Here is a 22,520-nt window from a genome sequence, read left to right as displayed (position 1 = left end):
TACATCAAAAAGAGCCTTTCATTAAGTGCTGTGATAACAGGTGAAATGGCGACTGACGATTGCCAACGGCTTGAATCATTGAAAAATCGCTTAAAAGGTCAGTTCGGTGTTCCTGTGGGTGTACATATGACAGGTATTCCCTTAGCAATAAGTACCTTACTCACTATTTTTTGCTACGCTATGCTACAAGTTTCTGTCTGGATGTTGCTATTTCGCCTGCTCGGCTTACCTGAATTTAAGGTAATGATGGGAGTATTCCTTGCAGCAGTGGTGTATTGCATGATTGTAATGAGCACGATGTTTTTAACGGCCAGAGGTTCCTTAACGGGATATAAACTGCATATTTCTGTCATTACACTGACCGGCTTGATGAGCATCGTGTATTTTATCTGGACATGGATTTCACTTTTATTCGGCTCTGTAGAGAATTACACACCGCAAATAACCTCACTATTAGGATTGGGATTTTTCGGCCTGAATATCGTGTGGATGAATACGTCAGTCTTTTACCGTTCAATTGCGCTAACGCTACATAATCGGGTGTGGCGTAAACAGTTGAAAATTGAGAACAGGCAAATGGCAGGGCTCAAACGTTGACAGCAAGCGTCAATTGAGGGACCAGCATATAAAAGGTAAACGCCACGAAGGGGGATAAATCCCCTTTCCGCAGCTTTTTTTTTCCTTTCATCCTGTTCTTACCCGCTTTTTTCCCCTCTGCTATACACTCTTACTAACGCTAAAAAAGGGAGCAGCGCGGATGGCAACCTATCAAGACAGTTTATTGATTCTCAATGGCAAAAGTGCGGGCAACGATCTGCTGCGTCAGGCAATTCAGGGTTTGCGTGACGACGGCGCGCGCATCCACGTAAGGGTAACCTGGGAAAAAGGCGACGCGGCACGCTATATCAATGAAGCCCTCGGGCTTGGCGTCAACACCATCATTTCCGGCGGCGGCGATGGCACCATCAATGAGATCGCGTCAGCGCTGATCGACCTGCCCCCGGCAAACCGCCCAGTGATGGGCATTTTACCGCTCGGCACCGCCAATGATTTTGCCACCAGCGCAGGGATCCCCGAGGAGTTAGAGAAGGCGCTCCAGCTGGCGATCCTCGGCAAGGCCACCGCTGTGGATATTGCGCAGGTGAATGATAAAACCTGCTTTATCAATATGGCGACCGGCGGGTTTGGCACGCGCATCACCAGCGAAACGCCGGAAAAGCTGAAGGCGGCGCTGGGCGGCGTGTCGTATCTCATCCACGGCCTGATGCGCATGGACACCCTCAAGCCTGACCGCTGCGAAATTCGCGGCGAGGATTTTCAGTGGCAGGGTGACGCGCTGGTGATTGGCATTGGCAATGGTCGCCAGGCAGGCGGCGGGCAGCAGCTCTGCCCGGAGGCGCTGATCAATGACGGCCAGCTACAGCTGCGTATTTTTACGGGCGACGGTCTGCTGCCCGCGCTGTTTACCACGCTGACGCAGCCGGAAGAGAGTCCGAATATCATTGACGGTAAATCCGCATGGTTTGAGGTGAATGCGCCGCACGGGATGACGTTTAACCTCGATGGAGAGCCGCTGAGCGGAAAACAGTTCCGCATTGAGGTGTTGCCCGGCGCGCTGCAGTGTCGGCTGCCGCCGGACTGTGTGCTTTTGCGCTGATGTTTCACACGATGCGCGGTGATGCCCTCACCCCAACCCTCTCCCACAGGGAGAGGGAGATGGAGGCGTCAGGCAATCGTGACTTTACTGTCCAGATAGACGTCCTGCACCGCATTGATCAGCTTCACGCCGTCGGCCATCGATTTCTTAAACGCCTTACGGCCAAGGATCAGCCCCATGCCGCCCGCGCGTTTGTTGATAACCGCCGTACGCACCGCGTCTGACAGGTCGGTATCACCGCCCGCCGCGCCGCCGGAGTTAATCAGCCCCGCACGGCCCATGTAGCAGTTCGCCAGCTGGTAGCGCACCAGATCGATCGGGTTATCGCTGGTCAGCTTGCTGTATACGCGGTCATCGGTATAGCCAAAGTTCACCGCTTTATAGCCGCCGTTATTCTCGGCCATTTTCTGCTTCACAATATCTGCGCCGATGGTCGCCGCCAGGTGGTTCGCCTGCCCGGTCAGGTCGGCCGACACGTGGTAATCCACGCCGTCTTTCTTGAACGCATTGTTGCGCAGATACGCCCACAGTACGGTGACCATGCCCAACTCGTGTGCGCGTTCAAACGCCGCGGAGATCTCTTCAATCTGACGACGAGACTGCTCAGAACCGAAATAGATGGTCGCCCCTACCGCCACCGCCCCCATATTGAACGCCTGCTCGACGCTGGCGTAGAGGGTCTGGTCATATTCGGTAGGGTAGCTCAGAGTTTCGTTGTGGTTGAGCTTCACAAGGAACGGAATGCGGTGGGCATAGCGACGCGAAACCGAAGCCAGCACGCCGTAGGTGGACGCCACGCAGTTACAGCCCGCTTCAATCGCCAGCTCAACAATGTTCTTCGGATCGAAGTAGAGCGGATTCGCCGCAAAAGAGGCGCCCGCCGAGTGCTCAACGCCCTGGTCTACCGGCAGAATAGAGAGATAGCCGGTGCCGCCGAGCCGTCCGGTGTTGTAGAGCGTCTGCATATTTCGCAGGACCGCAGGCGGACGGTTGTTATCGATCATCACGCGATCAACGTAGTCATGACCAGGCAGATACAGCTGGTCGGCTGGAATGGTCATACAACGATGCTGTAAAAGGCTGTCGGCGTCTTTGCCAAGCAACTGCGCAATATCAGTCATGTGATACTCCCGTAAGTCCGACGTCGTGTCGGTGTGTGTTTATCCAGTCCCATCTTTTATGGGCAGACTAAGCCTGGTACCGACTTAACAGATTTTCCACCCTTTGCATTTTTTTTCAGCACAATCTGCTGGCTCGATTCGTGTACAACAAAACTGTTACATTGATCAAACAATCGCCTCAAAGGTATTTAAAAGGTATTACTAAGTGGTATGTTAAAGGTGTACCCTCTCTGACATGCAGGATTAAAAAATGAAAACGAAAGTCCAACTGTCATTCATGATGTTTGTTGAATGGTTTATCTGGGGCGCGTGGTTTGTGCCGCTGTGGCTGTGGCTGAGCAAAAGCGGTTTTACCGCCGGGGAAATTGGCTGGTCTTACGCCTGTACCGCCATTGCCGCTATCCTCTCACCGATTCTGGTCGGCTCGCTGACGGACCGCTTCTTCGCCGCACAGAAAGTGCTGGCGGTACTGATGTTCGCCGGCGCCATTCTGATGTACTTCGCCGCACAGCAAACCCAGTTCAGCACCTTCTTCCCGCTGCTGCTGGTTTACTCCCTGACCTATATGCCGACCATCGCGCTGACCAACAGCATTGCCTTCGCCAACGTGGATGACGTCGAGGCCGATTTCCCGCGTATCCGCGTGATGGGCACCATCGGCTGGATCGCCTCCGGGCTGGCGTGCGGATTCCTGCCGCAGATGCTGGGCTACAGCGATATTTCCGATACCAATATTCCGCTGCTGATGACCGCAGCCAGCTCAGCCCTGCTCGGCGTGTTTGCCCTGTTCCTGCCGAACACCCCGCCGAAGAGCACCGGCAAGCTGGACTTCAAGGTGATGCTGGGGCTGGACGCGCTGATCCTGCTGCGCGACAAAAACTTCCTGGTGTTCTTCTTCTGCTCGTTCCTGTTCGCCATGCCGCTGGCCTTCTACTACATCTTCGCTAACGGCTATCTCACCGAAGTGGGGATGAAAAACGCCACCGGCTGGATGACGCTCGGCCAGTTCTCCGAAATCTTCTTTATGCTGGCGCTGCCGTTCTTTACCAAACGCTTTGGTATTAAGAAGGTCTTACTGCTGGGTCTGATCACGGCCGCTATCCGCTACGGATTCTTCGTTTACGGCGGTGCGGAACAGTACTTTACCTACGCCCTGCTGTTCCTCGGCATTCTGCTGCACGGCGTGAGCTACGACTTCTACTACGTTACCGCGTATATCTACGTGGATAAAAAAGCGCCGGTGCACATGCGCACCGCCGCGCAGGGTCTGATTACGCTGTGCTGCCAGGGCTTTGGTAGCCTGCTGGGTTACCGCCTGGGCGGCGTGATGATGGAAAAAATGTTCGCATACAAAGAGCCGGTGAATGGGCTGACCTTCAACTGGGCCGGAATGTGGGCGTTTGGTGCAATCATGATTGCCGTGATTGCCGTGCTGTTTATGCTGTTTTTCCGCGAATCGGATAAAGAGATCACCGCAATTGAGGTGGTTGATGGCGATGCCGCGCTGACACAAGGGGAAGTTAAATGAAACAAGAACGTGTTCTCGGGGCCCTTTACGGGCAGGCGTTAGGGGATGCGATGGGCATGCCGTCGGAGCTGTGGCCGAGAAAGCGCGTCAAAGCGCACTTCGGCTGGATCGACCGCTTTTTACCCGGCCCGGCAGAGAATAATGCGGCCTGCTATTTCAAACAGGCAGAGTTCACCGACGATACCTCAATGGCGCTGTGCCTGGCGGACGCGATCGTCGAGTGCGACGGGGAGATTAACCCGGACATTATCGGCAAGCATATTCTGCGCTGGGCGCTCGACTTCGACGCGTTCAATAAGAACGTGCTCGGCCCGACCTCCAAAATCGCGCTTAACGCGATTCGCGACGGGAAGCCGGTCAGCGAACTGGAAAACAACGGCGTGACCAACGGGGCGGCGATGCGCGCCTCCCCGCTGGGCTGCCTGCTCCCGGCCACGCGTCTGGAACACTTTGTTGAGCAGGTGGCGCAGGCCTCCAGCCCGACCCATAAATCCGATCTCGCCATTGCCGGCGCGGTGGTGATTGCCTGGGCGGTTTCCCGTGCCATCGACGGCGAAAGCTGGCAGAACATCGTCGATGCCCTGCCGGGTATTGCCCGCTATGCGCAGGAGGCGAAAACCACCACCTTCAGCGCGTCGCTGGCGGCGCGTATTGAGCTGGCCCTTAAGACCGTGCGGGAAGCCAACGGTATTGAGTCCGCCAGCGAGCAGGTGTACCAGCTCGTGGGGGCCGGAACCAGCACCATTGAGTCCGTTCCGGCAGCTATTGCGATGGTCGAACTGGCGGGAACCGACCCAAACCGCTGCGCCATTTTATGCGCCAATCTGGGCGGCGATACCGACACCATTGGCGCGATGGCGACGGCCATCTGCGGTGCGCTCCACGGCGTGCAGGCGATTGACCCGGCGCTCAAAGCCGAACTCGACGCCGCCAACCGGCTCGATTTCGGCCACTATTGCGAGAAACTGCTGCACTTCAGGGAGCAAAGGGAGGGCGTATGAATGCATTTGCCCAACGTCTCGACAATCTGCACGCCACGCGCCCGGTGACGGTGCTGGGCGCAGCGGTGATTGACGTCATCGCCGACGCCTACGCCCTGCCCTGGCGCGGGTGCGATATCGAGCTCAAACAGCAGGGGGTGAATATCGGCGGCTGCGCGCTGAACATTGCCATCGCCCTGAAACGGCTCGGCATTACGGCGCAAAACGCCCTGCCCGTCGGCCACGGCGTGTGGGCGGACATCATTCGCAACGCCATGGCGAAGCAGGATCTGCACAGCGCCATTGAGGCCGAAACCGGCGATAACGGCTGGTGCCTCGCGCTGGTGGAGCCAGACGGCGAGCGCACCTTTATGTCCTTTAGCGGCGTGGAGAACCAGTGGCAGCAGCGCTGGCTTGATGTGCTTAATATCCCGTCGAACAGCCTGGTCTATTTGTCCGGCTATCAGCTGGCCTCGCCCAGCGGCGAGCTGCTGACACGCTGGCTGGAGGGGTTGCCGGACGTGACGGTCTTTATCGATTTCGGTCCCCGTATCGCGGATATTCCCGACGCGCTGATGGCGCGGATTATGGCCTGCAGGCCGATTGTGTCGCTTAATCGTCAGGAAGCGGAGATCGCAGCCGAGCGACTGGGTGTCGCGGCTGAAGATCTGGGTGCGGAGTGGCCGCTGCGTTTCGGTGCCGCGCTGATTGTGCGGCATGATAAAGACGGCGCCGCGTGGTATGACGGTAAGACCTCGGGCGTTGTTCCGGCGTTCCCGGCGACGGTTGTGGACACCATTGGCGCTGGCGACAGCCACGCGGGCGGCACGCTTGCCGGGCTGGCGGCGGGATGGTCACTGGCAGATGCCGTTCTGCTGGGGAATGCCGTGGCGTCCTGGGTAGTCAGCCACCGAGGCGGAGACTGCGCCCCGACTCGCGACGAATTACTCCTCGCACACAAAGACGTATAGATCGCTGCGACAGTAGCTGATGCTGTACTCAATCGGCCGGTGCTGCTGGTCAAGCGCGACCTGCTTGATCACCAGCACCGGTATTTTTTCGTCCATCTTAATGTGCGCCTGAAACTCGCTGTCCGGCATGCGGGCGCTCACCCTTGAGCGGGTGCGCTGCGGGAAGATATTCTGGCTGCGGAAGTAGTCGTAGAGCGAAATGCCAATCGCATCCGGGTCGGGAATTAACCCGACCGGGACCCAGGACTCTTCAATGGACACCGCATCGTCATCCACATAGCGAATGCGCTTGAGCAAAAAGACCTCGCTGTCCGGGGAGATCGACAGGTGGTCCGCCACCTCTTCCGGGCACTTCACCACCCGCTTGTTGACCCATAGCGTATTGGGCTTTTGACCGCGAAGCACCACCTGCTGGGAAAAGCCGCGCGCCTCTTTAAGCGAATATTCAAAGATGTTGTTGATTTGCGTGCCATAGCCACGGGAACGCGTCACCACGCCCTCTTCCTCCAGCGCCTGCATCGCTTTTCGCACGGTAATGCGCGACACCCCGGTTAACTGGCTCAGATCGCGCTCGCCGGGCAAAATATTCCCGTGCTCCAGCATGCCGCTGCGCACCGCGTTTTTTACCGTTTCGGCAAATTTCAGGTACAGCGGCGTGTTATCGGGCGCGGCGATCCGTTCATTCAGTTGAGCGATTAACCGGGTATGCGCTTGTTCCATCTCTGTTTTCTCAGGCGTGGTGTTTCCTGCAAGTATACTGGGTTACCACCATGCATGAAAATGATGAACCGGCCCAATACCGTGACCCACTTCCAGAGTATCGGCTTTCGCCAGCGCCGCCGAGAGCCAGGTTTTCGCTTCGCGCACCGTATCGGCCCAGCCGTCATGCCGTGGACGCAGCGCCGCCAGCGCGGCCGAAAGCGTACAGCCCGTGCCGTGGGTATTTTTGGTCTGCACGCGCGGCGCGGTAAAGCGCACTTCGCCGTCGCGGGTGAAGAGCCAGTCCGGGCTTTCCGCGTCATCCAGATGCCCGCCCTTCATCAGCACCGCCCCGCAGCCCATCGCCAGCAGCGCGTTCCCCTGCGCTTTCATCTCACGTTCCGTTTGCGCGTGCGATGTGCCCAACAGCGCGGCGGCTTCCGGAAGATTAGGCGTGATGAGCGCCACCTGTGGCAGCAGCTTTTTGCGCAGCGTTTCCACGGCAGAGGCAGAGAGCAGCGGATCGCCGCTTTTCGCCAGCATCACCGTATCCAGCACTACGTTTTGCACTTGATAGCGTTTAAGCCGCTCAGCCACCGCTTCAACGATATCCGTCTCAGCCAGCATGCCGATTTTGGTGGTATCGATGCGCACGTCGCTGAACACTGAATCCAGCTGCGCGGCAACAAAATCCGGCTCAATCCGGTAGACCGACTGTACGCCGCGCGTGTTTTGCGCCACCAGCGCGGTAATGACCGAGCAGCCGTACGCGCCAAGGGCGGAGAAGGTTTTCAGGTCTGCCTGGATGCCCGCGCCGCCGCTGGGATCGGTGCCGGCAATGGTCAGGGCGTTAATCCGCTTCATGCCTGCTCCTCCAGCGTGTAGAGCGCATCCAGGAACGCGCTGGCAAAACTGCCCGGGCCACGCGACTGCGCAACCGCGACCGTTCCGGCTCGTTTCATCCATCCGCAGGCGGCAGCGATATTATCCAGCCGGTCGCCCGGCAGCGAGCAGCTCGCCGCGACGACGGCGGAGAGAGCGCACCCGGTGCCCACTACGCGCGTCATAAGCGGGTCACCACCGGTTACCGTTCGGGTGCGTTGTCCGTCAGTGATGTAATCCACCTCACCGGTGACGACCACAACGGCATTGGTCTGGCGGGCCAGCGCCTGAGCAGCGGGCACCGCGCTGGCGGCGGTATCGGTCGTATCGACGCCGCGCCCGCCTGCGCTCATTCCGGTAAGAGCAAGGATTTCTGAGGCATTGCCGCGAATGGCCGCCGGTTTCAGGGCAAGAATTTGATGGCAAAAACGGGTACGGAACGCGAGCGCGCCAACGGCAACCGGGTCCAGCGTCCAGGGTTTGCCTGCCGCCACCGTACTTTCAATGGCACGACGCATCGACTGCGCGCGCGGCGCGGTCAGCGTGCCAACGTTAACCAGCAGCGCATCGGCTATCGCGGCAAACTGCTCGGCCTCTTCGGCCTCGATCACCATCGCCGGTGATGCGCCAAGCGCCAGCAAAACGTTGGCCGTAAAGGTCTGTACGACATCGTTGGTCATACAATGGGTCAGTGGAGAACGGGTTCGGAAGTGGTGTAAAACGTGTAAATCGAGCAGGTCAGGCTGCATGGGTTCGCTCCTGCCTTGCGTGAAGAAGCGATACCGGGAAGGCATCTGACTTCCCTACGCTGGCATTATCCAGATCAGGTAATACGGGTATTTCTCAGCCTTCAACGAAGAAGGGCACCCCGAGTCATTTGGTAAGCATTAGCTTACTTTTTGCCAGATTAGGGGAAGTTGCTTGCTCAAGCAAGCACACTCTTTCGGATAATGATTCTTCACGCAAGGCAGGAGCGAAAGACTTCGAATACTCAGAAAGAACAACGACACCCAATTACTCTCTGTCTTTTTAATTAAACGACTAAAAGATCCTTCACAGAAAAGAAAATAATTAACATTTTAATAGATGGTATTGAGCAGTAGCTAATGAATTCCCTTCTCTTTCCCTTATATAATTCACTGGTATCCGACTGTCTCAATGTATAGCCTGCACACATAACCTTTATCATTTAGCCAACAGCACTTTGATTTTAAGTGCTTTTTCATAAAAACAGCTTCCCCTTTGTACTTGCACGCAGTACGATTAATCAACATGTTACCTGAAACTAAAGGGTTACTGATGGATACAGTTGAAGAATTAAATGGAACATATTTCTATCGTGGCGTATGCAATATCACTGCAGGAGAGTTATTTTTTTGGATTTTACTGGATAGAGTTAATGATCAATTTGGCGGAATTAAAGATGTTATTTCAATGAGCTGTATTATTCTGGGTCTGCCATTATTAAAAACAAGAGGTAAACCTTACGGAACCACAGCGGGTACGTCAATAGCATCAAAATACCTTCGCCAACTTCTTAACACTGAATTACCTGTAAGACTTCCAACTCTTACAGAAGCGAGCATAACAACACTTAAGCCTAAATATGTTACTAACCTGGGCGCTTTTGTGGGGCGTGGATTACCTGTTGTTGGTTGGGCTATAGTAGCGAGCGATATTAGTAAAATCGTTTATAAAACCGTTCGTGACTACAACACAATCGCACACGAGAAAGATCGCATATGGTAACAGATCAGGAAGTTTTAGAGCTATTCCGTAAAGAGTTACCTGTGTCAGGTACATTCACAGGAAAGCTGATACCGTTAGAGCTTGATGATATTCTTCAAGATTATGCAGACGATGATGATTTAATTTATTGCATTAATAAATACGACAGATTTTTTAATGTTGACATGTCAGCAATGAATTATCAGAAATATTATCCGTGGTTTAGAACGTGGTTCTTTAGAAGATGGTTTACTGATAAACCAGTAAAGCAAATCTCAAAACCTCTTACTGTAAGGATGTTTGCAGAATCGGCTAAAGCAGGAAGATGGTTATACGACTAACAGCAAGGAGCGTTAAAAATGGCTGTACCAGTACATTTGATTTTAAAAGATGATGGTGGATCTCAGATCATGGGGTCTTGTGACGTTTATGGACGTGATGGAAGCATAGAACTACGTAGCTTACAGCATAGCGTGATCATTCCTACAGACAATTTAACAGGTAAAGTGACAGGAAGCCGACAACATTGCTCATTCAATTTCACTAAAGAGATTGATAGTTCATCACCCTATCTGTTTAAAGCAGTTGCAACGGGGCAAACTCTTAAAAGCGCTGAGTTTAATTTCTATCGTATCAACTACAGCGGGCAAGAGGAAATTTACTACACCATTACACTAGAAAATGTGAAAGTAGTTAGCTTTAGCCCTGTGATGCATGATACCCGAACGGCTACGGGTACAGGCCATATGGAAGATGTGTCTTTAGCTTATGAAAAGATCACTCACCTTTATAAAGATGGCAATATCTTGCATTCCGATGCCTGGAATGAAAAGAGACAAGCTTAGCATAACCCACTCTAAATATGGGGCTATCATGCCCCCTCTTCTAAACTCTCCATTTCGTATAACAACCTTCTTACTTAGATATAGCAATTCAAGCCAGATACAACTTCGTATAAGTTTTCAACACATTTATTTTTAGTGAGTAACTACAGAGAAAATCTTTAGTTGAATACCAACTTTCATTCAAAACACAAAAAGGATTCAAAAGCAAAGAATGTAGAAAAATCTATAAATTTGAATTAACTGTTTTACACATTTAGCATGATTTTATAGTTAAATGCTTAAGCATACCTTATGCATTGAAATTTTCTCATGTTCTGAGATCCAGAACGTCATAAATCTTATCTAATTGTATTTATTAAGATAATACCTTTCATATTACAGCAGACCTGTTTAGCGATAAATGCTATCCATGATCTAGATCAATAATCAAAATTACACATTCATAGATAGTTACTGCACGTTGCGAAATAAGTTATCAAACTTAAATTTTGAGACTCACCAAGGTTTAATCCAGATATAACAGGAGGTTATATCTTCCTGCCCGGATAGCACCCTTACTTTAATTTTTTCTTGCATTGATGAGAGCTTTCAAATGAAGTCTTTAAATAAATCAGCTATCGCTGTTTTTATGTTTAGTGTTGTGTCTACTGGTGTAGCTGAAGCTTCTTTAACTGGTGCTGATCTTGCTGCTGCCAACTCTTACTTTAATTCACATCCAGACATTGTAAAATATGCCCCGTGGATTCGTGACAATGTAATAGCAAGCAACACATTGAATGATGCTAATAACACACTCGTAAGCAATAGCTATTATGATCAGGCGCAAGGTAAATTAATCTATGTAACACAGATTGGAGGGATCACTCCACCTGTATCTATGAGCACGTTAACCCCTTCTACACCTGCACAAGTAAATTTAGCTGCTAATATACCCGTAGTAGTTTCTGGTAACACTGCTGTAACTAATACTAAAACAACTTTAAATGAGCCTGGTTTGATTGCAGCACCAGCTAACACTACAAATGCTAACAGTATTATAACTACTCCAACTAAGCAGTCTTTGATTGTTGAACCACCAAAGCCAGTAATTAAAACTCCTCCTTTGGTTCAGAAGGTTCCTGTAGCTACGCCTGTTGCTATTCCTATAGTTAAACAACAAATTCCTACACCTATTAATCAGGGTGTACCTTCTCCATTACCACATAGCATACCTAACAAAGTACCTCCTTTGTTGACCAATAGTACCCCTAATAAAATTCCTGTCCCTATGGCTTACAACGTTCCGACGAAAGCCCCTGTACCGTTAGCTAATAACATCCCCGTTAAAGAGCCTACGCCATTACCATATAACGTACCACCCAAAATGTTGGTAAATAACACTCCTACTCCTTTGGTAGCCCCTCAAGCTATTTTACCAGTACAGAAAACTCCGGTTGTTCCACCACAGCCACAGGCTTACAACGTTCCGGTTAAACAACCAACAATTCAACCTTATAATGTGCCACCTAAAATAAGTCTCCCTATTCAGCAGATTCCTAACAAACAACCTATACCAGTTGCACAGCCTTACAATGTTCCGAGCAAAATCCCAACAGTACAAACTAACTTAATGTACACTCCAACTATACCGCCAAAAGCTATTATTCAGGCTCCTGTACAACAGATAATTAGCCGTAATGATCCTATCGGGGTTCAGGGCGGGGTTCAGAAATTAACAATCACTGTAGTAGATAGCCAAACTCCGGTAGCTACAACAATTCCTGCTCCAAATACGGCTAACACATCTTTAACCTCTGCGATTAATGCAAACGCTAAAGCTGATGCAAACACAAACGCACTTACTACTAAAGTAGATTCAAATACATTCAAAGACGATCAGGATAGACAAGATCAAGCCCTGCAAGATGCTTCTGACAAAGCGACTCAGGCAATCAATACGAGCGCTTATGCGCAATCTTTAGCTGTTGATGCACAAACAGTAGCCGCTGCTAATAAAGCTGCTGTCGCTAACGTTCAGTCGCGTCAACAAGCACAAGAAACCACTATTCAGAATCACAGCGCACAACTGAAGAACCATGAAGAACGTATTACAGCGTTAGAAAATGAAAGTAATAACAACTTCCAGAACCTTAAGGATGATGTAGATAACAACCGTAAACGTGCTGCTGTTGGTGTTGCTTCTGTGGCCGCTATGAGCAACATCCCGCAGGTAACAGACTCTCAGACTTTCGCTATCGGTGCTGGTGCTGGCGGTTATGACTCTCAAGGTGCTGTTGCTATAGGAATCTCTGCTCGTGTTACCGATCACATCGTAACTAAAGCTTCTGTTGGTGCGGGTTCCTTCGGCGGCGCTACTTACGGGGCTGGTGTAGCTTTCGGTTTCTAAATAAAGTTTTTAACCCACGCCTCTTCGTTAGAGGCTTTTATTAAGAGTTTTAAATAACAAGCCAGTTAACCAACGATATCACTACAAACTCACCCTATGACTTATGGCTAACTGGCTTAATTTGATTATTCTGATGATAGCGAACATGACAAAATATATTTTATTCTCCACTATAGTGGCATTAGCATTAGTGGCCACAGGTTTCTTTATGGGTCTAATGTATGTTGAATGGGTGAGATTATGAAAGAAGTTATTCTTATAGATACACGCTTAAAGATTCTCTTTATTTAAATAACGGTGTAGGACATATGAACAAGTTGATGATAGTAGCTTTGTCTGTTTCTGCGTTAGCGGGTTGTACTTCACAGGCTCAACGCATGGCAGATTGTGAAGCTCAAGGTATTAGCCGTGATGCTTGTTACATTGCAGAACAAAACAGGCAGGCAACGATAAACGCTTCAGCTGAAAAGCAAGCAATGGAAAATGCGCAAGCGCTCTATCCAGTACAGAAAGCACAATCTGCGCATGGTTTACCTAAAGGCTGTACACAAGTGATGGATGCTGCGGGGCAATGCAATACAAAAGCACCTAAAGTGAATAACATCACTAAGGAAGCTGATCATGTAATGAATAAGCCTATCTCTGATAGTGCTGAATATCTTCTTGCTAATGGCTGGAAGCCTAATAATGGGGTATGGAAGAAACAAGGCTATACGCTTTTGCTGACTGTTGAAAATGGAAAAGTCGTTAATTCGCAGATTAAAAAATAATATCCCCCTGACTTAAAAGGGACTAAATAGCAAAGTATATTAGATTCGTGATTGTCAGTCTTTAGTGTATTGCTAAAGCCGCCCTTAACAGATGGGCGTTTTTTTCAATTATTCTTGAGGATTATATGATGATTGATGCAAATGAAGCAGTAAAAGAAGGGTTCGCTAAAATAAATCAGGCGACTGCGGTCGCCTTTTTTATTTGCCGGTCTCACTCCATGCAAAGGGTCAGAAATGTCATAAGCCCTTTTATTCTAATTGCCATGCCCCGCCATGAATAAGCGACGCTCCCCCCGCCCAGGCAAACAACGCCAGCTCGCGGCCGTCTGCATCAGGATAAATGCGGCTGCTGAGGCACGCTTCCCCCTCATTGACAAACACCTCCACAGACGAGCTATCAAAGAACAGGCGCAGGTTCAGCATGTCGTTCAGGTTAAGCGCGACGCTTCGGGTACTGCACAAGCCATACTGCGGATAGTGACGCTCCAGCACCAGGCGCTGCATCTGGGCATCAACATAGATGCGTAGCCCGTCGCCGAGACGAATGCCGTATTGCTCCGCGCTGCTGTTCGCGCAATCCCATTGCAGAGTGACCTCCATCGCATCGCAGTGTTCCACCAGCGTCATCTGCTGGTTATTAAGCGTACTTATCGGCCAGGGGAACCACGCCCCGCGCAGGGTTTCAACTTCTCTGGCTGGATGCATTTGCAGATGATTATCCGCACTCAGCGTCAGCTCGCGAGGTAAGGAGAGCATGCCTGCCCAGCCATCCTCCTGTTCCGGCAGAGGTGATTCCCACATGTCCAGCCAGCCGATAACAATGCGGCGGCCGTCGGGCGTCAGGAAACTTTGCGGCGCATAGAAATCATGCCCGTAATCCATCTCTACAAATTCACCTTCACGCACAAAGGGCTGGCCGGGCTGCCATTCACCTACCAGATACCCGCTCTGGAAAAGATTACGGTTTTTGAATCCGTCCGCCGCCAGCCCCTGAGGAGAGAACATCAGCACGCGTTTACCATTAAGGGTGAAAAAGTCCGGACATTCCCACATGTAGCCCATCTCTTTTTCAGCCACCGCGAGCACGCCCCTGTCCTGCCACTCTCGCAGATCGGCAGACCGGTACGCACGCACCTGGCCCGTATCACCCTCTCGCGCGCCAACGACCATGTACCACCACTCCCCTTCACGCCATACTTTCGGATCGCGGAAGTGATGCAGTCCAGGCGGTGTGTCAATGACGGTCCCGTGCCGCACAAAGTGGATGCCGTCACGGCTGGTTGCCAGGCACTGAACCTGGTAGAGATTAGCCTCATCGCCGGGATCGCCGTGGAATTTGTGGCCGGTGTAGATCAGCGCCAGCGTGTCACCATCCACCACCGCTGAGCCAGAAAAACAGCCGTCCTTGTCGTCTGGTCCTTCCGGTGCCAGCGCAACCGGGAGGTGTTCCCAGTGAACTAAATCTTTGCTGCGCGCATGGCCCCAGTGCATCGGCCCCCACTGGGTCGAATACGGATGATGTTGATAAAAGGCGTGATACCAGCCGTCAAACCAGACCAGGCCATTCGGGTCGTTCATCCAGCCGGCACGCGCGGCGAGGTGGTAACGGGGATACCAGCGCAGGTTGAGCCCTTCGCGTCCGGACTGCAGTTCCTGTTCTGCTTTTGTAATGGAATACGTCATTTCTCTACTCTTTAATCAGATAGTGGAAGGTTGCGGCATGAGCGGGTCAGAAGAGGACTTACCCGAGCGCAACAGGAAGATGGAGATAAACGTGGTGCTGAAAACTAACAACCCCATGATGAGATAGGACTGGGCAAAGCCGTATTTCTCATAGCTGTAGCCGGCCAGCGGCGACAGTACCGAGGCAATCACCGAGCTTGTACAGGCAAAGCCCACCAGATAGAGGGTGGAAGAGAGCCGCTTATCAAAATGCAGGCTGTTGTATTTAAAGATGGAGACCAGCAAAATGGGCAGTTCAACCGCGTGCAATAGCTTGGTAATGGAGATCAATACCGGCCCCTCAACCAGACCCGATGCCACCATACGCATCGCCATCACCATTCCGGCGAAAATCAGGCCGTTTTTCGCACCGAGGCGATTCACCAGCCACGGGGCGCAAAACATGCCCGCCGCCTCCAGGAAAACCTGGAAGGAGTTGAGATAGCCGTACATGGCGTTCCCTTCCTGTAACGTCGGAAACTGTGAGGAGAAATAGACAGGGAACTGCTGGTCATAAACGCCATAAATACAGGTGCCGATAACGAAAAACACCAGCGCCCAGAAGCGCGGCAGCGTCAGCAGGCGCAAGGCATCCTCCAGCGTAACCTTACCGCCGGACACCGCCTCCTGCATGGCGTGCGGAGCGGAAGAGACCCTGAGGCGCGCCAGCAACACAAAAAACGCCAGCCCGGCGCAGCTCGCCACCGCGAAGTTCAGCTTCGGATTAATGTTGAACAGGAGCCCTGCAAAAAAGGTTGCCGCCGCCCAGCCCAGCGATCCCCACATCCTCGCCTTGCCAAACTCGAACTGGCTCTGGCGGGCCACGCGCTCGGTGTAGGACTCCAGAACACCTATTCCGCCGTTAAACGTCAGCCCGATATAAACCCCGCCGAAAATACTGCCGAGTAATACGTTAATTTGCAGCAGATAACCAAACAGCAGGAAGGCCGGACCGGAAAGAATGAGCAGGCTGGTCAGAAACCAGAGCAGGTTTTTGCGCAGACCGAGCTTGTCCTGAATGAATCCATAGCAGATTTGAGCAAAAAGCGCGGAGACGGAAAGCACGGCATAGATAACGCCGGTATCCCCCGCTTTTAGGCCCACTTCCTGATGAAGCCAGATGGAGAGTAGCGAGCCGGAAGATGACCAGGTGACAAAAAAGAAAAAGAGTAGTGCGCTTAATAAAGGGTAGCTGTGAGAGTGATGCGTTTTCATCATGACATTCTCATGTTGGAGTAATGACGCAATGGTAACGTTAACATAATTTCTTTCTCATGCTGTTTGGTGAAGATTTAAGATGTTAATCACGAAAGTTAACGTTAACATTTAGAGAATGAGATCGCGATCAAACATTCATCACGGAGGTAAGCCTGACCTGGCATGTGCATCAGCCTTCCTTTTACATCAGCGACTTAGTTGTATACCCTTTCACACAGAGCATTAACGGAGTAAGAAAATGGCTTCCCTGAAGGACGTCGCAAAGCTGGCTAACGTATCGCTGATGACGGTCTCACGTGCGCTGAACACCCCGGAACGCCTTAAGCCGGAAACGCTGGCGCGCGTTCAGCTGGCTATCGAGCAGACCAGCTACGTGCCAGACCTGTCCGCCAAGAAAATTCGCGGCGCGCATGCCTCGCCGAAAACCATAGGCGTACTGGCGCTCGATACGGTGACGACGCCTTTCTCGGTGGAAATCACGCTGTCGATTGAAGAAACGGCCAGAATGCACGGCTGGAACAGCTTCGTGATGAATATGTTTACCGATGACAACCCGGACGCCATTGTCGACCTTCTCCTTTCTCATCGGCCTGACGGAATTATCTACACCACCATGGGGTTACGTCAGGTTCCTCTCCCGGCCAAACTCCTCACCCTTCCCTGCGTGCTGGCCAACTGCGAAAGTGACGGCGAAAAGGTCGCCAGCTATATTCCCGATGATGAACAGGGGCAGTATACCGCCGTACGGGCGTTACTCGCGGAGGGTTATCGACGCCCTCTCTGCCTGCATTTGCCTGAGGGGCATCTGGCCACAACCCGACGTCGTCAGGGGCTGGAACGTGCATGCCGTGAAGCGGGACTCGACCCGCACAGCCTGGCGCACAGCTATATGGCGCTCGGCGATGAGCACTATCGTGACATTCCGTCAGTATTGCTGGCGCACATGCAGAATGGCATTCCCCGGTTCGACTCCGTTATCTGCGGCAACGACCGTATCGCGTTTATGGTGTACCAGACGCTGCTGGCGCAAGGGCTTCGCATACCGGAAGATGTCGCGGTAATCGGCTATGACAATATGGTGGGTATTGGGGAGCTGTTCCTGCCTCCTCTCACGACGGTTCAACTGCCACACTATGAAATTGGTCGCCTGAGCGCCATGCATATTATTAACGGTGAAGAGCATCAGAACACCACGCGCGTTGAAAGTCCTTTTTTGATGCGTGATTCCGTTGTGCATGCATCATGAGCACCGCTTTTTGCACATGACGCAGGAATAGAGACAGGCAGCCTCCTTTTTTGCCATTCGATGGCACGTTTTGTCACACTCTTTTCTGCGACTGTACACGCCGGACAAACAGCCTGTAACAGGCTGTTTTTATTTGGCATAAAATGCAATTTTCATTTTAAAAATGGGGATATTTTCTCCCCACAGCCCCGTGTCACAAAACAGTAAACAAATTAACCATTGAGCCCCGTGGCAAAAGGCTCTATATTGGCGGCGTTTTTTTCAGGCCCCATCTGTTTTTTAACTTTTTATTCAATCGTGGCTCATAACGAAGCGGCGGTTGTAGGAGTGATATGATGACGGATAAAGTCCGTATTGACACCGTAGATGCCCACAAAAGCAACGAAACCTATCTGGCCCGTCAGGCCGAGTTTGAATCTAACGTCAGGAGTTATCCGCGCAAACTGCCTTTAGCCATCACTAAAGCAGAAGGCGTGTGGATCACCGATGCAGATAATAAAGAATACCTTGACTGTTTAGCAGGCGCAGGGACCCTTGCGCTTGGCCATAACCATCCTGATGTGCTGAAAAGCATCCAAAATGTCATTACCAGCGGCTTGCCGTTACATACTCTGGATCTGACGACGCCTCTGAAAGACGCGTTTTCTGAATACCTGCTCTCTCTGCTGCCTGGTCAGGGCAAAGAGTACTGCCTGCAGTTCACCGGTCCATCCGGTGCTGACGCCGTTGAAGCGGCGCTGAAGCTGGCGAAAAAAGTGACCGGTCGTAGCGGTATCATCAGCTTCTCTGGTGGTTACCACGGTATGACCCACGGCGCGCTGTCCGTGACCGGCAACCTGTCTCCGAAAGAAGCGGTTGACGGTATGATGCCAGAAGTGCAGTTCATGCCTTACCCACACGAATACCGCTGCCCGCTGGGTATCGGTGGTGAAGCGGGCGTGAAAGCGCTGACGTACTACTTCGATAACCTGATCAACGACGTTGAAAGCGGCGTGCGTAAGCCTGCTGCGGTGATCCTGGAAGCGGTTCAGGGCGAAGGCGGCGTGAACCCGGCTCCGGCTGAGTGGCTGCAGCGCATCCGTAAAGTGACTCAGGAACACGGCATTCTGCTGATCCTCGACGAAGTTCAGGCTGGCTTTGCCCGTACCGGTAAATTCTTCGCCTTCGAACACGCTGGCATTGAGCCAGACATCATCGTGATGTCTAAAGCCGTCGGTGGCGGTCTGCCGCTGGCCGTACTCGGTATCAAAAAGCAGTTCGATGCGTGGGCGCCAGGTCACCACACCGGTACCTTCCGCGGCAACCAGCTGGCGATGGCAACCGGTCTGACGACGCTGAAAATCCTGAAAGACCAGAACATCGCAGGCAAAGTGGCTGCACAGGGCGAATGGCTGAAAGGCCAGCTGAAAGAGATGGCGAAACGCTATCCGGTCATCGGCCACGTGCGCGGTCTGGGCATGATGATCGGTATTGAGATCGTTAAGCCACACGAAGCCGCAGACCACATGGGCTGCTTCCCTGGCGACGGCGAGCTGTCTGCACTGATTCAGAAGAAGTGCTTCGAAGCCGGTCTGATTCTGGAGCGCGGTGGCCGTAACGGTATCGTTCTGCGTCTGCTGCCGTCTCTGCTGATCAGTGACGAAGAGCTGAAAATCTTCCTGGATAAATTTGAGCAGGCACTGCTTGCTGCGGGCGTTCGCCCGGCGTAACCGGAGTTGTTGATTACGATGTCTGATTCAAACCCAATTTTGTTCTCCTCTGCGCAGAGCATTGAAGCTTACCAGCAGGCGATTGAACAAAGCACTCAGGCTGTGATGCAGTGGCTAAAACAGCCTGAGATGTATCAGGGCAAAACGGTCGCGGAACTGCGCGACCGTATTAAGCTGGATTTCAACCCGAAAGGGCTGGGCAACGAAGCGGCGATTGAACGCGCCGTGGAGTTCTTCCTGAAAGACAGCCTGTCCGTTCATCACCCGCAGTGTGTGGCGCACCTGCACTGCCCAAGCCTGGTCGTAAGCCAGGCGGCGGAAGTGCTGATCAACGCCACTAACCAGAGTATGGACTCCTGGGATCAAAGCCCGTCCGCAACCATCATTGAGATCAAACTGATCGAGTGGCTGCGTACCCGCGTGGGTTATCAGGCCGGCGACGCAGGTGTTTTCACCAGCGGCGGGACTCAGAGCAACCTGATGGGCCTGATGCTGGCGCGCGATGCGTTCTTCGCGCGTCAGGGTCATTCCGTTCAGCAGGACGGTCTGGTTGGCGATCTGCGCAAAATTCGCGTGCTGTGCTCCGAAAACGCGCACTTCTCCGTGCAGAAAAACATGGCGCTGATGGGCCTGGGCTACCAGTCCGTGGTGCAGGTGAAAACGGACGAATTCTCCCGCATGGATCTGACCGATCTGGCGGCGAAAATCGAACAGTGCAATGCGAACGGCGAGCAGATTCTGGCCATCGTCGCGACGGCAGGTACCACCGATGCCGGTGCTATCGACCCGCTGCGTGCGATTGCAGAGCTGGCGGCGAAGCAGAACATCTGGGTACACGTTGATGCGGCCTGGGGCGGCGCGCTGCTGATGTCTGAGCAGTATCGTCACTACCTGGACGGCATCGAGCTGGTGGATTCCGTCACCCTGGACTTCCACAAGCAGTTCTTCCAGACCATCAGCTGCGGCGCGTTCCTGCTGAAAGAAGCGCGCCACTATGAGCTGATGCGCTATCAGGCGGCTTACCTGAACTCTGAGTTCGACGAAGAGGCCGGCGTGCCTAACCTGGTTTCCAAATCTCTGCAGACCACCCGTCGTTTTGACGCGCTGAAGCTGTGGATGAGCCTGGAAGCGCTGGGTCAGGAGCAATACGCGGCGATCATCGATCACGGCGTGACCCTGGCACAGCAGGTTGCGGCCTATGTGAAAGCGCAGCCTGCGCTGGAGCTGGTTATGCAGCCGCAGCTGGCAAGCGTTCTGTTCCGTTTCCGCGGACAGGTGCAGACGGATGAAGCGGGTATCGCCCTGCTGAACCAGAAAATTGGTGACGCGCTGCTGGAATCCGGCCGTGCGAACGTCGGTGTGACCGAGCATAACGGCGTCACCTGCCTGAAGCTGACGCTGCTGAACCCAACCGTGACGCTGGAAGATATTAAAATCCTGCTGTCTCTGGTTGAGCGCACCGCGCAGGAAGTTCTGGCTAAGTAATACAACACCCCTCTTCCGCCGGGAGAGGGGTTATTTTTATACGCCTGCCCACCACATCCTTAATTTTAATCCCCAATAGCTCGTCCAGCCCGTCGTGGTACTGACCACGTTCCCCTTCGACACAACCACCAGCGTTGGCGTGACGCTCACCTGCCACTGCTGCGACAAAGCACCGTTTGCATCGTTAATCACCGGCATTTTTAGCTGTTTCTTATCAACCCAGCGCTCAAGCTTTGCGTTGTCACCAGAACGCATGGCGATACTCACCACGTTCCCGCCCTCTTCTGCCAGTTGATTAACCGCAGGCGTCGTGTAGCGGCAAATGCTGCACCAGGTTGCCCAGACGTAGATCAGCAGCGGACGATCCTGGCTGAGCGCCGCAATATCGTGAACGTTGCCGTCGATGCTCTGCATCGGCGTTGCACTAAAACTGGCGGGGAGCGTCGGTTTTCGGTACTGATCAACACCCCATACCACGGCCAGCGTCAGCAGAACGAGTATGATCCCTTCCCGCGCCCAGCGGCGCAGTCGACTGATTTTGCGGTTATCCATTGTGACCTCTCAATTTAACCGGAGGTCATCATAGCGGGCGAGTTTGCGTCATGCTGTAAAGAAGTGTCGTGCTCCTAGCGGAAAACGATCCCCGGGTTATGTTCAGTTTTGTTACATTTTTCCTGGAACAAGCCATAGTCTGATACATAAAATAGTCAGGTTGCCGTATTGTTGACGTGCAAAAGCAAAAAGTAAAAACAGGTTAACTGGAGAAAAAATGGCTAAGTGTAAATGGCTGCTTCTGGGTGTCGTGATGACCCTGGCAAGCGTGGCTAACGCAGCACCAGCAGCATCAGGCATCAGCGCTTACGAAGAACAAGAGTTCATCGCTGACTTCACGAAATTCAAGATTGGCGACACGGCGCCGGCGCAGTATCAAACGCCGGAGTACACCATCAAACAGTACCAGCTGCGTAACCTGCCGGCGCCGGATGCCGGAACCCACTGGACCTACATGGGTGAGAACTACGTGCTGATTGGCGATGCTGATGGCAAGATATACAAAGCCTACAATGGAGATATTTTCTATCACCGCTAACGCAATCCTGATTCGCCCCTGGCAGGAAAGTGACCGCCCTTTCCTGCGCACGCTCTACCTCCACGCCCGGCGTGAAGCCTGGCCATGGCTGGAGAGTGCAGACTGGCAGCTGGAAGACTTTGACGCGGCAACCCGTGACGAAGTGATTTGGGTTGCCACGCAGAACGGTCATCGCCTGGGTTTTGCCTCCGTCTGGACGAACGATAATTTCCTGCACAACCTGTTTGTCGACCCGCAGTATCAAAGCCATGGTGTCGGGCGTATGCTCCTGGAACAGGTTCAGAAGACGTTTACCAGTACGGGTTCGCTTAAGTGTCTGGTGAAGAATGCGCGGGCTGTCGCGTTTTACCAGCAGCACGGCTGGCACATTGAGGCGACGGGGGATTCTCCGGAGGGAGAATATTATTTGATGCACTATCGCTTGGGTTAAAGTCGGGTGGCGGCTTCGCCTTACCCGACCTACGTGATGGTGCCACTTGTAGG

The 22,520-nt window shown here is 52.7% G+C and carries 22 protein-coding genes and 1 riboswitch; of the genes, 15 read left to right on the top strand and 7 right to left on the bottom strand.

Annotation, left to right across the window (positions count from 1 at the left end; genetic code table 11):
- Nucleotides 1-45: 45 nt before the first annotated feature.
- Together ACDO57_RS02115 and yegS are read left to right on the top strand one after the other, a co-directional pair.
- Nucleotides 46-597 carry a hypothetical protein gene (locus ACDO57_RS02115; protein ID WP_232473026.1) on the top strand — a complete coding sequence of 184 codons (552 nt, stop codon included), beginning with the start codon at nt 46-48 and terminating at the stop codon, nt 595-597.
- A gap of 160 nt (nt 598-757) precedes the next feature.
- Entirely contained in the window at nt 758-1,657 is a 900-nt protein-coding gene (yegS, locus tag ACDO57_RS02110) for a lipid kinase YegS (RefSeq protein ID WP_208763072.1), read from the top strand.
- A gap of 68 nt (nt 1,658-1,725) precedes the next feature.
- On the opposite strand, the gene fbaB is transcribed toward yegS, so the two are convergent.
- Complete coding sequence (gene fbaB, locus ACDO57_RS02105; RefSeq protein WP_023312424.1) at nt 1,726-2,778, bottom strand: class I fructose-bisphosphate aldolase; 1,053 nt, start codon at nt 2,776-2,778, stop codon at nt 1,726-1,728.
- A gap of 250 nt (nt 2,779-3,028) precedes the next feature.
- On the opposite strand from fbaB, the gene ACDO57_RS02100 reads away from it, so the two are divergent.
- From ACDO57_RS02100 to ACDO57_RS02090, 3 genes are read left to right on the top strand one after another with little or no spacing between them, the layout of a single operon-like run.
- Nucleotides 3,029-4,306 carry a nucleoside permease gene (locus ACDO57_RS02100; protein WP_024908126.1) on the top strand — a complete coding sequence of 426 codons (1,278 nt, stop codon included), beginning with the start codon at nt 3,029-3,031 and terminating at the stop codon, nt 4,304-4,306.
- Nucleotides 4,303-5,307 (top strand): ADP-ribosylglycohydrolase family protein, encoded by a 1,005-nt coding sequence (locus ACDO57_RS02095; protein ID WP_048992469.1) that lies wholly within the window; start codon nt 4,303-4,305, stop codon nt 5,305-5,307. Before ACDO57_RS02100 ends, ACDO57_RS02095 begins: the two co-directional genes overlap by 4 nt.
- Nucleotides 5,304-6,257, top strand: coding sequence for a PfkB family carbohydrate kinase (locus tag ACDO57_RS02090; protein WP_048992472.1), 954 nt, complete (start codon nt 5,304-5,306; stop codon nt 6,255-6,257). Before ACDO57_RS02095 ends, ACDO57_RS02090 begins: the two co-directional genes overlap by 4 nt.
- Here ACDO57_RS02090 and ACDO57_RS02085 read toward each other — a convergent pair.
- From ACDO57_RS02085 to thiM, 3 genes are read right to left on the bottom strand one after another with little or no spacing between them, the layout of a single operon-like run.
- A complete protein-coding gene (locus ACDO57_RS02085; RefSeq protein ID WP_048992474.1) occupies nt 6,231-6,977 on the bottom strand; it encodes a GntR family transcriptional regulator in 747 nt (248 codons plus the stop codon). The two genes, ACDO57_RS02090 and ACDO57_RS02085, sit on opposite strands and share 27 nt — an antisense overlap.
- Nucleotides 6,978-7,019: 42 nt before the next feature.
- The gene (gene thiD, locus ACDO57_RS02080; RefSeq protein WP_048992476.1) at nt 7,020-7,820 is read right to left on the bottom strand and encodes a bifunctional hydroxymethylpyrimidine kinase/phosphomethylpyrimidine kinase; all 801 of its coding nucleotides are present in this window, start codon (nt 7,818-7,820) and stop codon (nt 7,020-7,022) included.
- Nucleotides 7,817-8,587, bottom strand: coding sequence for a hydroxyethylthiazole kinase (thiM, locus tag ACDO57_RS02075; protein ID WP_290093396.1), 771 nt, complete (start codon nt 8,585-8,587; stop codon nt 7,817-7,819). The genes thiD and thiM overlap by 4 nt, the downstream gene beginning before the upstream one ends.
- Before the next feature lie 34 nt (nt 8,588-8,621).
- Nucleotides 8,622-8,719, bottom strand: a riboswitch (TPP riboswitch).
- Between the two features lie 418 nt (nt 8,720-9,137).
- On the opposite strand from thiM, the gene ACDO57_RS02070 reads away from it, so the two are divergent.
- From ACDO57_RS02070 to ACDO57_RS02050, 5 genes are all read left to right on the top strand, one after another.
- The gene (locus ACDO57_RS02070; RefSeq protein WP_075201566.1) at nt 9,138-9,587 is read left to right on the top strand and encodes an STM2901 family protein; all 450 of its coding nucleotides are present in this window, start codon (nt 9,138-9,140) and stop codon (nt 9,585-9,587) included.
- Nucleotides 9,581-9,907 (top strand): DUF1493 family protein, encoded by a 327-nt coding sequence (locus ACDO57_RS02065; protein WP_032646524.1) that lies wholly within the window; start codon nt 9,581-9,583, stop codon nt 9,905-9,907. Before ACDO57_RS02070 ends, ACDO57_RS02065 begins: the two co-directional genes overlap by 7 nt.
- A gap of 18 nt (nt 9,908-9,925) precedes the next feature.
- Nucleotides 9,926-10,411, top strand: coding sequence for a type VI secretion system tube protein TssD (locus ACDO57_RS02060; protein ID WP_148769710.1), 486 nt, complete (start codon nt 9,926-9,928; stop codon nt 10,409-10,411).
- A 592-nt stretch (nt 10,412-11,003) separates the two neighbouring features.
- A complete protein-coding gene (locus ACDO57_RS02055) occupies nt 11,004-12,797 on the top strand; it encodes a YadA C-terminal domain-containing protein (RefSeq protein ID WP_080350515.1) in 1,794 nt (597 codons plus the stop codon).
- Nucleotides 12,798-13,105: 308 nt separating this feature from the next.
- Nucleotides 13,106-13,567, top strand: a complete 462-nt coding sequence (locus tag ACDO57_RS02050) for a hypothetical protein (RefSeq protein ID WP_228117538.1) — start codon at nt 13,106-13,108, stop codon at nt 13,565-13,567.
- A 249-nt stretch (nt 13,568-13,816) separates the two neighbouring features.
- Here the strand turns inward: ACDO57_RS02050 and ACDO57_RS02045 are convergent, their stop codons facing one another.
- Nucleotides 13,817-15,250, bottom strand: a complete 1,434-nt coding sequence (locus tag ACDO57_RS02045) for a glycoside hydrolase family 32 protein (protein ID WP_370883464.1) — start codon at nt 15,248-15,250, stop codon at nt 13,817-13,819.
- A 15-nt stretch (nt 15,251-15,265) separates the two neighbouring features.
- Entirely contained in the window at nt 15,266-16,507 is a 1,242-nt protein-coding gene (locus ACDO57_RS02040; protein ID WP_370883463.1) for an MFS transporter, read from the bottom strand.
- A 238-nt stretch (nt 16,508-16,745) separates the two neighbouring features.
- Between ACDO57_RS02040 and ACDO57_RS02035 the strand changes: the two genes are divergently transcribed.
- From ACDO57_RS02035 to ACDO57_RS02025, 3 genes are all read left to right on the top strand, one after another.
- Nucleotides 16,746-17,753, top strand: coding sequence for a LacI family DNA-binding transcriptional regulator (locus tag ACDO57_RS02035; protein WP_370883462.1), 1,008 nt, complete (start codon nt 16,746-16,748; stop codon nt 17,751-17,753).
- Between the two features lie 332 nt (nt 17,754-18,085).
- Nucleotides 18,086-19,462 (top strand): diaminobutyrate--2-oxoglutarate transaminase, encoded by a 1,377-nt coding sequence (locus tag ACDO57_RS02030; protein WP_014884533.1) that lies wholly within the window; start codon nt 18,086-18,088, stop codon nt 19,460-19,462.
- An 18-nt stretch (nt 19,463-19,480) separates the two neighbouring features.
- Nucleotides 19,481-20,947: an aspartate aminotransferase family protein gene (locus ACDO57_RS02025; RefSeq protein ID WP_024908138.1), complete on the top strand. Its 1,467-nt coding sequence runs from the start codon at nt 19,481-19,483 to the stop codon at nt 20,945-20,947.
- Between the two features lie 36 nt (nt 20,948-20,983).
- Here ACDO57_RS02025 and ACDO57_RS02020 read toward each other — a convergent pair whose 3' ends face one another.
- A complete protein-coding gene (locus tag ACDO57_RS02020) occupies nt 20,984-21,499 on the bottom strand; it encodes a protein disulfide oxidoreductase (protein ID WP_032645288.1) in 516 nt (171 codons plus the stop codon).
- Nucleotides 21,500-21,716: 217 nt separating this feature from the next.
- Between ACDO57_RS02020 and ACDO57_RS02015 the strand changes: the two genes are divergently transcribed.
- Both ACDO57_RS02015 and ACDO57_RS02010 read left to right on the top strand, forming a co-directional pair.
- Nucleotides 21,717-22,037, top strand: coding sequence for an RcnB family protein (locus ACDO57_RS02015; RefSeq protein WP_024908140.1), 321 nt, complete (start codon nt 21,717-21,719; stop codon nt 22,035-22,037).
- On the top strand, nt 22,012-22,467 hold the full coding sequence (locus ACDO57_RS02010; RefSeq protein ID WP_370883461.1) for a GNAT family N-acetyltransferase: 456 nt from the start codon (nt 22,012-22,014) through the stop codon (nt 22,465-22,467). Before ACDO57_RS02015 ends, ACDO57_RS02010 begins: the two co-directional genes overlap by 26 nt.
- Nucleotides 22,468-22,520: the final 53 nt, after the last annotated feature.

It is taken from the genome of Enterobacter cloacae complex sp. 2015409, from assembly GCF_041365315.1.
GTDB classification, from domain to species: domain Bacteria; phylum Pseudomonadota; class Gammaproteobacteria; order Enterobacterales; family Enterobacteriaceae; genus Enterobacter; species Enterobacter pseudoroggenkampii.
The sequence above is the reverse complement of the archived record's forward strand: the minus strand, read 5'-3'. Positions and strand labels throughout refer to the sequence as shown.